General features: G+C 65.6%; 15 protein-coding genes. 3 read left to right on the top strand and 12 right to left on the bottom strand.

Going from position 1 to position 14,462, the window contains the following annotated elements; translation table 11 throughout:
* Window positions 1–12 precede the first annotated feature (12 nt).
* The 10 genes from paaD to paaF all read right to left on the bottom strand — a co-directional run bounded on the left by paaD (window position 13) and on the right by paaF (window position 9,051).
* Window positions 13–546, bottom strand: coding sequence for a 1,2-phenylacetyl-CoA epoxidase subunit PaaD (gene paaD, locus KUO17_RS23130; RefSeq protein ID WP_217977908.1), 534 nt, complete (start codon window positions 544–546; stop codon window positions 13–15).
* Window positions 533–1,294: a 1,2-phenylacetyl-CoA epoxidase subunit PaaC gene (paaC, locus tag KUO17_RS23125; RefSeq protein ID WP_217977907.1), complete on the bottom strand. Its 762-nt coding sequence runs from the start codon at window positions 1,292–1,294 to the stop codon at window positions 533–535. Before paaC ends, paaD begins: the two co-directional genes overlap by 14 nt.
* A gap of 8 nt (window positions 1,295–1,302) precedes the next feature.
* On the bottom strand, window positions 1,303–1,584 hold the full coding sequence (gene paaB / locus KUO17_RS23120; protein WP_217977906.1) for a 1,2-phenylacetyl-CoA epoxidase subunit PaaB: 282 nt from the start codon (window positions 1,582–1,584) through the stop codon (window positions 1,303–1,305).
* A 26-nt stretch (window positions 1,585–1,610) separates the two neighbouring features.
* Window positions 1,611–2,600: a 1,2-phenylacetyl-CoA epoxidase subunit PaaA gene (paaA, locus tag KUO17_RS23115; protein ID WP_217977905.1), complete on the bottom strand. Its 990-nt coding sequence runs from the start codon at window positions 2,598–2,600 to the stop codon at window positions 1,611–1,613.
* 242 nt (window positions 2,601–2,842) lie between these two features.
* Window positions 2,843–4,159 carry a phenylacetate--CoA ligase PaaK gene (paaK, locus tag KUO17_RS23110; RefSeq protein WP_217977904.1) on the bottom strand — a complete coding sequence of 439 codons (1,317 nt, stop codon included), beginning with the start codon at window positions 4,157–4,159 and terminating at the stop codon, window positions 2,843–2,845.
* A gap of 82 nt (window positions 4,160–4,241) precedes the next feature.
* Window positions 4,242–5,447 (bottom strand): 3-oxoadipyl-CoA thiolase, encoded by a 1,206-nt coding sequence (gene pcaF / locus KUO17_RS23105; protein ID WP_217977903.1) that lies wholly within the window; start codon window positions 5,445–5,447, stop codon window positions 4,242–4,244.
* Complete coding sequence (gene paaI, locus KUO17_RS23100) at window positions 5,440–5,889, bottom strand: hydroxyphenylacetyl-CoA thioesterase PaaI (RefSeq protein WP_217977902.1); 450 nt, start codon at window positions 5,887–5,889, stop codon at window positions 5,440–5,442. The genes pcaF and paaI overlap by 8 nt, the downstream gene beginning before the upstream one ends.
* Window positions 5,882–7,450, bottom strand: coding sequence for a 3-hydroxyacyl-CoA dehydrogenase PaaH (gene paaH / locus KUO17_RS23095; protein ID WP_217977901.1), 1,569 nt, complete (start codon window positions 7,448–7,450; stop codon window positions 5,882–5,884). The genes paaI and paaH overlap by 8 nt, the downstream gene beginning before the upstream one ends.
* A 2-nt stretch (window positions 7,451–7,452) precedes the next feature.
* Complete coding sequence (gene paaG, locus KUO17_RS23090) at window positions 7,453–8,244, bottom strand: 2-(1,2-epoxy-1,2-dihydrophenyl)acetyl-CoA isomerase PaaG (RefSeq protein ID WP_217977900.1); 792 nt, start codon at window positions 8,242–8,244, stop codon at window positions 7,453–7,455.
* Between the two features lie 33 nt (window positions 8,245–8,277).
* Window positions 8,278–9,051, bottom strand: a complete 774-nt coding sequence (gene paaF / locus KUO17_RS23085) for a 2,3-dehydroadipyl-CoA hydratase PaaF (RefSeq protein ID WP_217977899.1) — start codon at window positions 9,049–9,051, stop codon at window positions 8,278–8,280.
* Between the two features lie 258 nt (window positions 9,052–9,309).
* Between paaF and paaY the strand changes: the two genes are divergently transcribed.
* The 3 genes from paaY (at window position 9,310) to feaR (ending at window position 11,869) form a co-directional block, all read left to right on the top strand.
* Window positions 9,310–9,906, top strand: coding sequence for a phenylacetic acid degradation protein PaaY (gene paaY, locus KUO17_RS23080; protein WP_217977898.1), 597 nt, complete (start codon window positions 9,310–9,312; stop codon window positions 9,904–9,906).
* Between the two features lie 70 nt (window positions 9,907–9,976).
* Window positions 9,977–10,900 (top strand): phenylacetic acid degradation operon negative regulatory protein PaaX, encoded by a 924-nt coding sequence (gene paaX, locus KUO17_RS23075; protein WP_217977897.1) that lies wholly within the window; start codon window positions 9,977–9,979, stop codon window positions 10,898–10,900.
* Between the two features lie 60 nt (window positions 10,901–10,960).
* Window positions 10,961–11,869: a transcriptional regulator FeaR gene (gene feaR / locus KUO17_RS23070; protein WP_163947145.1), complete on the top strand. Its 909-nt coding sequence runs from the start codon at window positions 10,961–10,963 to the stop codon at window positions 11,867–11,869.
* Between the two features lie 19 nt (window positions 11,870–11,888).
* On the opposite strand, the gene KUO17_RS23065 is transcribed toward feaR, so the two are convergent.
* On the bottom strand, window positions 11,889–13,388 hold the full coding sequence (locus tag KUO17_RS23065) for an aldehyde dehydrogenase family protein (protein WP_217977896.1): 1,500 nt from the start codon (window positions 13,386–13,388) through the stop codon (window positions 11,889–11,891).
* 105 nt (window positions 13,389–13,493) lie between these two features.
* A partial coding sequence (locus tag KUO17_RS23060; RefSeq protein WP_217977895.1) for a GGDEF domain-containing protein occupies window positions 13,494–14,462 on the bottom strand: 969 nt, incomplete at its 5' end.

The following is a 14,462-nucleotide window of genomic DNA, read 5'->3' as shown; positions in this document are numbered from 1 at the left end:
GCGCCTGGGCGCTCAGATGCATTTGAAATAGTCGAAAGGTTCCAGGCACTCGCGGCAGCGATACAGCGCCTTGCAAGCCGTGGAGCCGAACTGGCTGAGCAGCTCGGTGTGGTGGCTGCCGCACACCGGGCACGCCACCTGCGGGCCCTCGCCCAAGAGGCTGCGTTTGCTGCTACTGCCCACCGGCGGCGCGATGCCGTAGGCACGCAAGCGTTCGCGCCCCTGCGCGGTGATCCAGTCGGTGTTCCAGGCCGGGGTCAGCCGGCGCTCCAGGCACGGCGCGGCGAACCCGGCCTGCTCCAGCGCCTGGCGAATATCGCCCTCGATCACCTCGGTGGCCGGGCAGCCCGAATAGGTCGGCGTGACCACAAGGTGCAGGTGCCCGGCCTGCCAGCACAGGTCACGCACAATGCCCAGGTCGACCACGCTGACCACCGGCACCTCCGGGTCCATGACCTGTTCCAGCACCGTCCAGGCGTGGTTCAGGTCACCCGTGCGCAGCGCCCGCGCACCGTGATCGCTGGCGATCAGCTCACCAGGTTGCATCGGGGTAGGCCCGTGGCAGGCACTGCATTTCGGCCAGCAGGATGCCCAGGTGCTCGGTGTGCACGCCGGTACGCCCGCTGAGGTAGAAGTAGTTGGCCACCGGTGGCAGCGGCAGTTCGACCGACGCGAACGTGGCCTCGACCTGTTGCAGCCATGCCGCGCCGACCTGCGCCGGGTTGGCGGCGATGCCCGCCGCGGCCAGGGCTGTTTCGGCATCGCTGCCCGTGGCCAGCTCAACCGTGAAACGCCACACCAGGGGGATCGCTGCCAGCATGCGCCGGCGGCTTTCGTCGGTACCCCCGCCCAGGCGCTGCACCCATTCGCTGGAGCGGCGCAGGTGGTAGGTGACTTCCTTGAGGGCCTTGGCGGCGATGCCGGCGATACGCTCGTCGCTCGACTCGCACAGGCCCTGCAGCACCTGCAGGTGCCAGGCATCGAAGAGGAACTGCTTGGCCATGGTCACGGCAAAATCGCCGTTGGGTTGCTCGACCAGCAGCAGGTTGCGGTAGGCGCGCTCGTCACGGCGGAACGCCAGGTCATCGGCATCGCGCCCGTCGCCCAGCAGCTCGGCGGCGTAGTCCAGCCAGTTGCGCGCCTGGCCCACCAGGTCCAGGCCCACGTTCATCAGTGCCAGCTCTTCTTCGATGGCAGGCGCCTTGCCGCACCATTCGCACAGGCGCTGGCCCTGGATCAGGGCACTGTCGCCGAGCAGCAACAGGTAGTCGATCAGATCGGTTCGCGTGGTCATGGTCGGCCTCACATGTGCCCGACTTCGTCGGGCAGTTCATAGAAGCTGGCGTGCCGGTAGACCTTGTCGTCGGCCGGGTCGAACAGCGGGTCTTTTTCATCCGGCGACGAGGCCACGATCAGCGCCGAGGGCACCACCCACAGGCTCACGCCTTCGCTGCGACGGGTGTAGAGCTCGCGGGCGTTCTCGATGGCCATGGCCGCGTCGGCCGCATGCACACTGCCCACATGCTTGTGGTTGAGGCCGTGCTTGCTGCGCACGAACACTTCGTAGAGGGTCCAGACAGACATCGTGGTATCTCCCATCAGTCGCCGCTTCAGGCGGCGTTCTTGTTCTGTTGTTTGCGGGCGTAGGCGACCGCGGCTTCACGCACCCAGGCGCCGCTTTCGATGGCGTTGCGGCGGGTGGCCAGACGTTCCTGGTTGCACGGGCCATTGCCCTTGAGCACCTCGAAGAATTCCTGCCACTGGATCTGGCCGAAGTCGTAATGGCCGCGCTCGGCGTTCCATTTCAGGTCCGGATCGGGGGCGGTGCAGCCCAGCAGTTCGAGCTGCGGGAGGGTCTGGTCGACGAAGCGCTGGCGCAGTTCGTCGTTGCTCTGGCGCTTGATCTTCCAGGCCATGGACTGGGCGCTGTTGGGCGAGTTGTCGTCGCTGGGGCCGAACATCATCAGCGCCGGCCACCACAGGCGGTTGATCGCGTCCTGCACCATGTCCTTCTGGGCCTGGGTGCCCTGGCGCATCATGGTCAGCAGCAGCTCGTAGCCCTGGCGCTGGTGGAAGCTCTCCTCCTTGCAGATGCGCACCATGGCCCGCGCGTACGGGCCGTACGAGGTGCGCTGCAGCACCACCTGGTTGACGATGGCGGCGCCATCCACCAGCCAGCCCACCGCGCCCATGTCGGCCCAGTTCAGGGTCGGGTAATTGAAGATGCTGGAGTACTTGGCCTTGCCGCTGTGCAGCTTGGCGATCTCTTCGTCGCGGTCGGCGCCCAGGGTTTCCATGGCGCTGTACAGGTACAGGCCGTGGCCGGCTTCGTCCTGGATCTTGGCCATCAGTTGCAGCTTGCGCTTGAGGGTGGGGGCACGGGTGACCCAGTTGCCCTCGGGCAGCATGCCGACGATTTCGGAGTGGGCATGCTGGGATATCTGGCGGATGAGGGTCTGGCGGTAGGCGTCGGGCATCCAGTTCTTGGCTTCGATCTTGATCTCGGCGTCGATCTTTTCCTGGAAGGCACGTTCCTGGGGTGACATCTCGTCCAGGGACTGGATGCGTTTGACGCCGGTTTCGACAAGCTGTGCGTACATGTTCGGGCTCCCGCCTCAAGGCTGGTTGGGCATGGGAGTATTTATAAGCGATACACAATCCAATATCAAACAGCTTTTTCGTGTATCTAATATTTTTTGTATCGCTTTTGCCGACCCCTTCGCTGGCAAGCCAGCTCCCACAGGGTTCTGCAGCGCACTTAGATCCTTGTGGGAGCTGGCTTGCCAGCGAAGGGCGCAAAAAAAAGCCCCGACCAGGTCGGGGCTTGTGCAGCCATCAGCTATCAGCCCGCCAGGCGCCTGTCATACACATGACACGCCTTGCCCTCCGAACGCTTGAGCGCCCCCACCGGCATCAGCACGATGCGCGTGCTGATGCCGATGTAGGTCTTGATCTGCTTGCCCAGCTCGGCGGTCAGCAGCTTGCGCTGGGCCTCGTCGTAATGCTGGCAATCGGGGCGCAGTTCGACGTGCACATCCACCGTATCGAGATTTCCATCGCGATACAGATAGATCTCATAACACTCTGAAAACTGTTTTATTTTAAGCACCTGCTCTTCGATCTGCGTCGGGAACACGTTGACGCCCCGTACGATCAGCATGTCGTCACTGCGCCCGGTGATCTTGTCGATGCGCCGCATCGGCCGCGCCGTGCCTGGCAACAGCCGCGTCAGGTCGCGGGTGCGATAGCGGATCATCGGCAACGCCTCCTTGCTCAGCGAGGTGAACACCAGCTCGCCCATCTGCCCGTCGGGCAGCACCGCACCGGTCACCGGGTCGATGATCTCGGGGTAGAAGTGGTCCTCCCAGATCGTCGGCCCGTCCTTGGTCTCGGCGCATTCCATGGCCACGCCCGGGCCCATGATTTCCGACAGCCCGTAGATATCCAGCGCGGTGATGCCCATGCGCTGCTCGATGGAGCGACGCAGCTCGTCGGTCCACGGCTCGGCGCCAAAGATGCCCAGGCGCAGCGCCAGCTTGTGCGGGTCCAGCCCCTGGCGCTCGATCTCGTCGGCCAGGTTGAGCATGTACGAGGGCGTGACCATGATGATGTCCGGCTGGAAATCATTGATCAGTTGCACCTGCTTCTCGGTCTGCCCGCCCGACATCGGGATCACCGTGCAGCCCAGGCGTTCGGCACCGTAATGCGCGCCCAGGCCACCGGTGAACAGGCCGTACCCGTACGACACATGCACCTTGTCGCCCTTGCGCCCGCCCGCGGCGCGAATCGAGCGCGCCACCACATTGGCCCAGGTGTCGATGTCGTTTTGCGTGTAGCCCACCACCGTCGGCTTGCCAGTCGTACCGCTGGAGGCATGCACGCGCACCACGTCGTGCATCGGCACGGCAAACATGCCGTAGGGGTAGTTGTCGCGCAGGTCGGACTTGGTGGTGAAGGGGAACTTCGCCAGGTCGTCCAGCGAGCGCACCTCATCAGGGTGCACGCCCAACTGGTCGAAACGCTGACGGTACAGCGGCACGTTCTGGTAGGCGTGGGCCAGGCTCCAGCGCAGCCGGTCAAGCTGGTGCTGGCGCAGTTCATCGATGCTGGCGGTCTCCAGCGGGTCGAGTACAGCAGTGTTCAAGGCGGCCATGTTCATGTGTTCACTCTGATTCTTTTTATGGTTCAGCCCCGGATGGGCCCGAGTGTGGGAGTTGCACGACTCCCGCAGTGTCAACGGCTCAGGCTCGCTCGATGATCATCGCGATGCCCTGCCCCACGCCAATGCACATGGTGCATAACGCGTACCGCCCACCGCGCAGTTCCAGCTCCGTCAGCGCCGTGGTCACCAACCGCGCACCGCTCATGCCCAGCGGGTGCCCCAGGGCGATGGCGCCGCCATTGGGGTTGACCCGCGGGTCGTCGTCGGCCAGGCCCAGTTCGCGCAGCACGGCCAGGCCTTGCGCGGCAAAGGCCTCGTTCAGTTCTATGACGTCCATGTCGGCCAGGCTCAGGTTGGCCCGCTCCAGCACCTTGCGCGTGGCCGGTACCGGGCCGATGCCCATGATGCGCGGTTCGACCCCGGCAGTCGCCATCGCCACCACCCGCCCCCGCGCCTTGAGCCCGAAGCGGGCCGCCTGCGCGGGGCTGGCCAGCAACAGCGCACAGGCACCATCGTTGACCCCCGAGGCATTGCCCGCCGTGATGCTGCCACCCTGGCGAAACGGCGTGGGCAAGCGCTGCAACATCTCCAGCGTGGTGTCGCCACGCGGGTGTTCGTCGTGCTCGACCCGCCTGGGCTCGCCCTTGCGCTGGGCAATCGACACCGGCACGATCTCCCGCGCCAGGCGCCCACTGGCCTGCGCCGCCGCTGCACGCTGCTGGCTGCGCACGGCGAAGGCGTCCTGGTCGGCGCGCGAAACACCGAACTGTTCTGCGACGTTTTCGGCGGTTTCGGGCATCGAATCGATACCATACGCCTTTTCCATCGCCGCGTTGACGAAGCGCCAGCCAATGGTGGTGTCGTACAGCTGCGCCTGGCGCGCAAAGGCCTGCTCGGCCTTGCCCATCACCAGCGGTGCACGCGACATCGACTCGACCCCGCCCACCAGCAGCAGCCCGGCTTCGCCGCTGCGGATGGACCGCGCGCCCAGGCCGATGGCGTCCATGCCCGAGCCGCACAGGCGGTTGACCGTGGTGCCCGGCACCTCGATCGGCAGGCCGGCCAGCAGCGCCGACATGCGCGCCACATTGCGATTGTCTTCGCCGGCCTGGTTGGCGCAGCCGTACAGCACATCGTCCACCTGCGACCAGTCCACCTGCGGGTAGCGCGCCATCAGTTCGCGCAGCGGCACCGCACCCAGGTCGTCGGCGCGTACGCTGCTGAGGGCACCGGCGTAGCGCCCGATGGGCGTGCGTACGGCATCGATGATCAGGGCATCAGTCATGTGAGGTCTCCTGGGCAAGCACTGTGCCTTGCACCTTGTAGGATTTGCCATGGAACAGCGCGATCAGCTGTCCGTTCTGGTTCTCGACGCGCACGTCGTAGTTGCCGGTGCGCCCGCCGCGGCTCTGCTCCAGGCAACACGCAGTGAGCGTGTCGCCTTCGAATGCCGGCGCGATGTAGTCGATGCTGCAGCCAAGGCCGATGGTGACCTGGTTGTAGGTATTGCAGGCCACCGCAAAGGCCGAATCGGCCAGGGTGAAGAGGTAGCCGCCATGACAGCTGCCATGGCCCTGGATCATGTCGGCGCGCACCGGCATGCTCACCTCGGCCTTGCCCGGCGCCACCGCCAGCAACTGCATGCCCAGCGCAAGGCTGGCGCGGTCGCGGCCGAACATGGCGTGGGCGCACTGGCTGGCCAGGCTCATCGCGTGAAGGTCAGTCATGCAAGGCACCCCCTTCGGCAACCGCGCGCCGTATCAGCAATGAAGGCCGGTAGCGGCTTTCACCGTAGCTGGCCTGCAGGTTGTCGAGTACCGCGAGCACGCCGGGCAGGCCGATGGCGTCGGCCCAGGCCAGCGGGCCCTGCGGGTAGTTCACGCCCTTGCGCATGGCCAGGTCCACGTCTGCGGCGCTGGCCACACCATTGAGCACGGCATCGGCCGCCTCGTTGGCGAGCATGGCGACGGTGCGCAGCACCAACAGCCCTGGCAGGTCGGCCAGCGGACTGACCACCAGGCCAGCAGCCTGCAGCAACGCTACGGCCTGGTCGCGGGCGGCTGTAGTGGTGTCGGCCGACCAACTGATGGCAATGCGGCTGGCCGTGGCGTAGTCCAGTGCCAGGTCGAACAGCACCAGGTTGTGCAGGCCTTCGTCGCGGGCGCGCTGACTGGCCAGGCGGCCGTCGCTGAGGGCCAGCACGGCATCGCCCACGCGAATGACACCGCGCCCAAAAAGATCTGCGCTGCCCGGCATTGCTGTGGGAGCGGGCTTGACCCGCGATGGGGCCCGGGAAACCTTGACGCCCTGCGCCTCGATGCGCGCCAGCAGGCTCTGCGCAATACCCAGGTCGCCCTCGACCACGCATTCATCGACGCGCACACCACTGCGCAATTCACTCACCACCGGGCGTGCCGCCGCAGGGCCATAGTCATAGAACCCCTGCCCGGCCTTGCGCCCCAACCGGCCGGCATCCACCAGCGCCGCCTGGATCAGCGACGGCTGAAAGCGCATGTCGCCGTAGTAGGCCTCGAATACCGAACAGGTCACCGCGTAATTGACGTCGTGCCCGATCAGGTCGGTCAGCTCGAAAGCACCCATGCGAAAGCCACCGGCATCACGCATCAGTGCATCCAGGGTCGCGCAGTCGGCCGCGCCTTCCTGCAGCAGCCGCAGGCTTTCGGCATAGAACGGGCGGGCCACGCGATTGACGATAAACCCGGGCGTCGAGCTGGCATGCACCGGTGCCTTGCCCCAGGCCCTGGCCGTGGCATGCAGGCTGGCCGCCACCTCAGGCGCGGTGGCCAGGCCCGAGACGATCTCGACCAGCGCCATCACCGGCGCAGGGTTGAAGAAGTGCACACCCAGGAAACGTTCGGGGCGCGCCAGGCCGGCGGCGATACGGGTGATCGACAGCGACGAGGTGTTGCTGGCCAGCACGCAGCCAGCCGGGCAGATCGCCTCCAGCCGCGCAAACAGCTCGCGCTTGGCGTGCAGGTTCTCGACGATGGCTTCGATCACCAGGCCTGCGTCCGCCAGTTCTTCCAACGCCTGCACCGCGTGCAGACGGGCCAGCGTGGCATCACGCTGCTGCGCGCTCAGCTTGCCCTGGCCCACCCGCTTGCCCAGTTGCACGCCCAACCCTTCGATAGCCGCCTGCGCAGCGCCAGGGCGCATGTCGTGCAGCAGCACCGGGTGCCCGGCCTGCGCTGCCACCTGGGCGATACCGGCGCCCATTGCGCCGGCACCAATCACTGCCACGACGGTAGTTGTGTCCAGTGCAGTCATGCTCAGCACCCCTTGAACACGGGGGCGCGCTTGGCCATGAAGGCCGCCACGCCTTCACGGTAATCCTCGCTGCGCCCGGCCAGGCGCTGCAGGTCGCGCTCAAGCTCCAGTTGCTGGTCAAGGCTGTTGTCCAGGCTCGCATTGAGCCCGCGCTTGATCAGGGCCAGCCCCGAGGTCGGCTGGGTGGCCAGGTGGCGTGCCAGGGCCAGGGCTTCGTCACGCAATGCAGCGTCGTCGACGCAGCGGTAGATCAGCCCCCACTGTTCAGCCTGCTCGGCCGACAGCTTGTTGCCCAGCAAGGCCAGCGCCCTGGCCCGCGCCACGCCGACCAGGCGCGGCAGGAACCAGGTGCCGCCTGAATCTGGCACCAGGCCCAGCTTGCAGAAGGCCTGGATGAAGCTGGCCGAACGTGCCGCCAGCACCAGGTCACAGGCCAGCGGAATGTTGGCGCCCGCGCCTGCGGCCACGCCGTTGACCGCACAGATTACCGGCAGCGGCAGGTCGCGCAGGGCCTTGATCAGCGGGTTGTAGAATTTTTCAATCGACTCGCCCAGGTCGGGCATCTGCGCACCGGGCGCCACGTTGCGGTCGGACAGGTCCTGCCCGGCGCAGAAGCCACGCCCCTCGCCGGTCAGCAGCAACACCCGCACCTGCGCGTTGCCGCGCACCTGCTTGAGCGCCTCTTTCATCTCGGCATGCATCTGTGCATTGAAGCTGTTGAGTTGATCGGGGCGATTGAGGCGCAGCAGGGCCACGCCGTCATCGATGTCGAAAAGAATGTGTTCGAAGGTCATGACCGTTAGCACTCGCAAGGGTGAAAGGAACTGTCAGCGGCCGGTGAATACCGGCTGACGTTTTTCGCGAAAGGCGGCGATGCCCTCGCGGCGGTCGTCGGTGGCCGCCAGCACGGTGAAGGCGTGACGCTCGAAACGCAGCCCCGTGGCCAGGTCGGTGTCCATCGCCTTGAGCAGCGACTCCTTGGCCAGGCGCACGGCCAGCGGGGCCTTGCGCGCAATGGCCTGGGCAACCTGCACGGCGCGCTCGACGGTGAATTCGGGCTGGGTGACTTCGCTGACAAGGCCGGCCTGCTGCGCCTGGCGCGCATCGATCGGCTCGCCGGTAAGCACCATCTGCATTGCCATCGACTTGCCCACGGCGCGCAGCAGACGCTGGGTGCCGCCGGCGCCGGGCATGATGCCCAGGTTGATTTCGGGCTGACCGAAACGGGCGTCGACGCTGGCAATGATGATGTCGGCGTGCATCGCCAGTTCGCAGCCGCCGCCCAGGGCGAAACCGTTCACGGCAGCGACAAGTGGTTTGCTGAAGCGGCTGATCCGTTGCCAGCAGGCAACCCGCGGGTCGTTGAGGATGCCGACCGCATCACGCTCGGCCATTTCGTTGATGTCGGCGCCGGCGGCGAACGCCTTGCGGCTGCCGGTGATGACCACGGCGCGGCAACTGTCGTCGCGCTCAAGGCCCTCCAGCACAGCGGCCAACTCGACCAGCAGGCGCGTATTGAGGGCGTTGAGCACCTCGGGACGATGCAGGGTTATGAGACAGATACCTGCGTGAGGGGTATCGAGTATCAGGGTGTCAGGCATGACAGTCACCGCACGTGCCAGTCGGGGCTGGCTGTTGTTGTTAGCTCTAGGCCGGTTGCCGCAGAGTATAGCCACAATGCGATACACAAAATCAACAGATCACATGAATATCCGTGTCTGATTATTTTGAATGCCTGCCAAAAACACCAAAAAACCCAATTAGAATCGACAGACAAAGCGATACATCAACTCATTGCATTGAAATCACAATGCGTTATATTCGACAGCACCAGCCTCTGCCCCTCACAGGAGCCCACCATGACGTGCTACAGCCTTGACGGCATCACGCCGGTCATCGACCCCAGCGCCTACGTGCACCCCACGGCCGTGCTGATCGGTGACGTGATCGTCGGCCCCGACTGCTACGTCGGCCCGTTGGCCAGCCTGCGCGGCGACTTCGGGCGCATCGTGCTGGAACAGGGGGCCAACCTGCAGGACACCTGCGTGATGCATGGTTTCCCCGCCAGCGACACGGTGGTCGAACGCAACGGGCATGTCGGCCATGGCGCCGTGCTGCACGGTTGCCGCGTGGGCGCCGATGCGCTGGTGGGCATGAACGCCGTGGTGATGGACGGCGCGCGCATTGGCGCCGGCTCGATCGTGGCCGCCACCGCCTTCGTCAAGGCCGGCTTCGACTGCCCGCCGCGCTCGTTGCTGGTGGGTTCGCCGGCCGTGGTCAAACGCAGCCTCAGCGACGACGAAGTGCGCTGGAAACAGGCCGGCACGGCCGAGTACCACGCGCTGACCCGGCGCTGCCTGGAGCAACTGGTGGAGTGCAGCCCCTTGAGCCAACCCGAACAGGACCGCAAGCGTGTCAGCGACAGTACGCACCGCCCGAAAAACCAAACGGCCTGAGACGCCGGCAATGCTGGCCTTGAAGGACAGACGGCAGTTATATTCCGGGGTTTCACCCAGCGGATCTTCCATGTCGTCGCTCGCCCCTCTCAACCAGCTCGTCACCCGCTTCCAGGAACAGATCCCGATCCGTGCCAGCTCGCTGATCGTCACCCTCTACGGTGATGCCATCGAACCCCACGGCGGTACGGTGTGGCTGGGCAGCCTGATCCAGCTGCTGGAGCCGTTCGGCATCAACGAGCGGCTGATCCGCACCTCGATGTTCCGCCTGACCAAAGAGGGCTGGCTGACCGCCGAAAAGGTTGGCCGACGCAGCTATTACAGCCTGACCGGTGCCGGCCGGCGGCGTTTCGACAAAGCCTTCAAGCGCGTGTACAGCTCGGTGGTGCCGGAGTGGGACGGTTCGTGGCACCTGGCGATGCTCACCCAACTGTCGCCCGACAAACGCAAGCAGGTGCGTGAAGAACTGGAGTGGCAAGGCTTCGGTGCGATTTCGCCGGTGGTGCTGGCCAGCCCGCGCGCCGACCGCACCGACATCAATGCCACGCTGCTGGACCTGGACGCGCTGGACGACACCATTCTGTTCGAGACCACCGGCCAGGACGTGATGGCCTCCCGCGCCCTGCGTGCGCAGGTGCGTGAAAGCTGGCGCATCGAAGAACTGGGCGCGCAGTACAGCGAATTCATCCAGCTGTTTCGCCCGGTGTGGCAGGCACTGCGCGAGCAGGACCCGCTGCAGCCGACGGACTGCTTCATGGTGCGCCTGCTGCTGATTCACGAATACCGTAAACTGCTGCTGCGCGACCCGCACCTGCCCGACGAGTTGCTGCCGGGCGACTGGGAAGGGCGCGCGGCACGCCAGCTGTGCCGCAACCTGTACCGCCTGACCTGTGCCCCGGCCGAGCAATGGCTGAGCAGTGCGATGGAAACCGCCGACGGCCCGCTGCCCGATGCCAGCGAGAACTTCTACCGGCGCTTCGGGGGTTTGCGCTAACCCCGCGCCACAACGCATCACATGCACCCTAAAAACAATGCCAGGTGTGAGGTGTGACCCATGAATGCAGCGACTGCCCAGCATCAGTTCCAGCAATGGCTGGCCGACATCAACCACGCCTGCGGCGAGTTCGACGGTGCCGCACTGTGCGACGACTTCGTGGGCGACATCCGCCCGCGCCAGCTGGGCGCCTTGCGCTTCAGCCACGTCAACAGCGCCCATGCACGCCTGCTGCGCACCCCGCGCGAGGTGCAGCGCAGCAGCGAGCACAAGTACTTCGCCGTCTTCCAGCTGCACGGCACGGCCAACATGGCCCAGGGCGAGGCGCGCGAAGTGCTGCTGCCAGGCGATATCCTGCTGATCGACAGCGCGCGCCCCAGCGACTTCACCTTTGGCGCGGCCTCGCAGCAGATCTCGCTGATCCTGCCGCATGAACGGGTCGACCAGTTGCTCAAGTTCACCCCGGTGGAGATCGGCCGCAAGATTCCCTCCGGCTCGCCGGTGGCGCTGCTGGCCCAGCAGATGCTGTTGTCATCCACGCAGCTCGATGAAGTGAGCCTGGCCGAGAGCGAAGCAGTCATCGACGCTCTGATCAGCCTGATGCGCCCTGCCCTGTGCGGCAGCGACAGCAACCCTGACCCGCATGAACGGATCTTCAAGAAGAGCCTGGCGCTGATCGAGGCGCATATCGCAGACGAAGCGCTGTGCCCGGAAATGATCGCCCGCGACATCGGTGTGTCGATGCGCGGGCTGTACCGGGTGTTTGCCAAGAAAGGCCTGGTGATCGCGCAATACATCAAGAACCGGCGCCTGGACATCTGCGCCGAAACCCTGCGCAACCCGCAGTCCAGCGTCAAGCTCTCGGCGCTGGGCTACACCTGGGGCTTTTCCAACAGCAGCTACTTCACTACCGCATTCAAGCAGCGCTTTGGCGTATCGCCGGGCGAGTACCGCAAGCGCTACAGCTGATGCGGTGCGGTACGCCGGATCAGTGGCGGATGCACACCGACTTGGTCTCGCTGAAGGCATCCAGCCAGTCGACGCCAAAATCACGGCCGGTGCCCGACTGCTTGAAGCCGCCGAACGGCATGTTGGCGTCGATCAGCGTGTGGCTGTTGACCCACACGGTGCCGGCCTGGATGCGCGGGGTCAGGTCCATGGCGGCCTTGAGGCTGGTGGTCCACAGGCTCGCGGTCAGCCCGTAGTCGCTGTCGTTGGCGCGGGCCAGGGCCTCCTCCACGTTGGCCACGCGGGTCAGGCTCAGCACCGGGCCGAACACTTCGCTGCGGGTCAGGCGCAGGGTGTCGTCGGGGTTGAGGATCAACGACGGGCTGACGTAATAGCCGTTGGCGTCCGGTGCGCTGGCGCCGCTGATGATCTGTGCGCCCTGCTCGCGGGCATCGGCCAGGTAGCCCAGCACCGACTGCTGGTGTGCGCCGCTGGCCAGCGCGTTGATCTGCGCCGTCGGGTCCAGGCCGGGGCCGATGCTCAGGCCCTTGATGGCCTGCTCGAAATCGCCAGCCAGACGATCGAACAGCGGTGCTTCGACATAGATGCGCGAACTGGCGGCGCACACCTGACCCTGGTTGAGGAAGCTGCCCATCATCAGGCCTTCGATCACCTGCTGCGGGTCGGCGTCGGCCAGCACAATGGCCGGGTTCTTGCCGCCCAGTTCCAGTGACAGGCGGGTAAGGCGGTCGACGGCCGAGCGGGCGATGTGCTTGCCGGTGGCGGTGGAGCCGGTGAAGCTGATTTTCGCGATCAGCGGGTGAGTGCTCAGGGCGGTGCCGCACACGCTGCCGCTGCCGGTGACCAGGTTGAACACGCCGTCGGGAATGCCGGCTTCGGTGGCAAGCTCTGCCATGCGCATCAGCGTCAGCGGCGTGATCTCGGAGGGCTTGATGACAATCGAGCAGCCGGCGGCCAGTGCCGGCATCACCTTCCACATGCCGATCATCAGCGGGAAGTTCCAGGGCACGATGCCGGCCACCACGCCGACCGGTTCCTTGCGCGTGTAGGCGGTGTAGCGGGCGCCTTCGGGCACCGGGATAGACACCTCCAGGGTACGCCCGCAGATCTTGGTGGCGAGGCCGGCGGTGTAGCGCATCCAGTTCAGCGTGCTGCCCACTTCGAAGGCGCGGGCGATGTTGATCGACTTGCCTTGCTCGAGGGTTTCCAGTTGCGCCAGTTCTTCGGCGTGCTGTTCGAGCAGGTCGGCATAGCGCAGCAGGATGCGTTCGCGTTCGGCGGGGGCGCGGCGCGACCACACGCCGCTGACGAAGGCCTGGTGCGCGGACTGCACGGCCTGGTCGACATCGTGCTGGCTGGCGTCGGGGGTGCTGGCGATGGCCTGGCCGGTGGCCGGGTTGAAGACCGTGAGGGTAGTGGCGCAAGAAGACGGCCGCCAGCCGCCGTTGATGTAGAGGCCGTGCTGCCTGTTGAGAAAGCTGTGGACAGAGGCAAGCATCGATACGGTGCTGGCAGTCATAAACGCTCCTTTTTTGTTTGGGGAACAACACCGGAGAGTGTATGGGGGCGGGTTGGCCGGGGTGTTTCGCTGGCTGCCAGGGTGGTTGGTGGTTGTGCCAAGTCGCTACTCGTCAACCATCACCCGATTGCGCCCCGCCGCCTTGGCCGCATACAGCGCCTGGTCAGCTGCCGCCACCAGCGCCAAGGCAGGCTCGCCCTGCCCGCGCAGGCACGCCACACCAATACTCACCGACACCCGCCCGAACGGACTGTCGGCATGCGCCACGTTCAACGCCTCCAGATGCGCCAGCACCGAATCGGCCACCACCACCGCGCCCGCCAATTCGGTATTGGGCAGTACGATCGCCAACTCTTCTCCCCCATATCGCGCCACCAGATCGGGCGGTCGACGCACACACAACTGCAACTGCGCACTCACAGCCTTCAGGCACTCATCGCCGGCAATGTGCCCATAACGATCATTGAATCGCTTGAAATAATCGATATCGATCAACAGCAACGCCAGCGGCTGCCCCTCACGCTGCGCGCGGCGCGTCTCGCTTTGCAGCACTTCATCGAAACGCCGACGGTTGGCCAGCCCGGTCAACTGGTCATGGGTAGCCAGCACCTCCAGTTGCTGGTTGGTCGCCAGCAACTCCTCCCTGGCAATCAGCAACTGCGCATCCATTTCGATACGGCGACGGATATCACGGATCAGCAACCGCCCGATCGTGCCGATCACCCCCAGCAAGGCCAGCACCAATCCCACCGTCAGCCCCGCCTCCACCCGCCACGACGCCAACGCCTCGTGCTTGCCGATGGCCACGGTGGTCACCAGCGGCAAGTGCTCGTTCTTGCGAAAGGCATACAAGCGCTCCACACCATCCAGGCTGGACGCAAAGGATGCGGTGCCCACCGAGTTCTCCACCAGGTAATGGGTGTAGATCGGTGAACGAGAGAAATCACGCCCCATGTCCTGCTGGCGAAACGGATAACGCACCAGCATGCGCCCGCTGGTGTAGGTCAGGGCAATCGCACCGTCCTGGCCGACGTCGATCTTGCCGAACAGGCGCAGGAAATTCTCCACCCCCAG

This window comes from Pseudomonas aegrilactucae, from assembly GCF_019168305.1.
GTDB classification, from domain to species: domain Bacteria; phylum Pseudomonadota; class Gammaproteobacteria; order Pseudomonadales; family Pseudomonadaceae; genus Aquipseudomonas; species Aquipseudomonas aegrilactucae.
The sequence above is the reverse complement of the archived record's forward strand: the minus strand, read 5'-3'. Positions and strand labels throughout refer to the sequence as shown.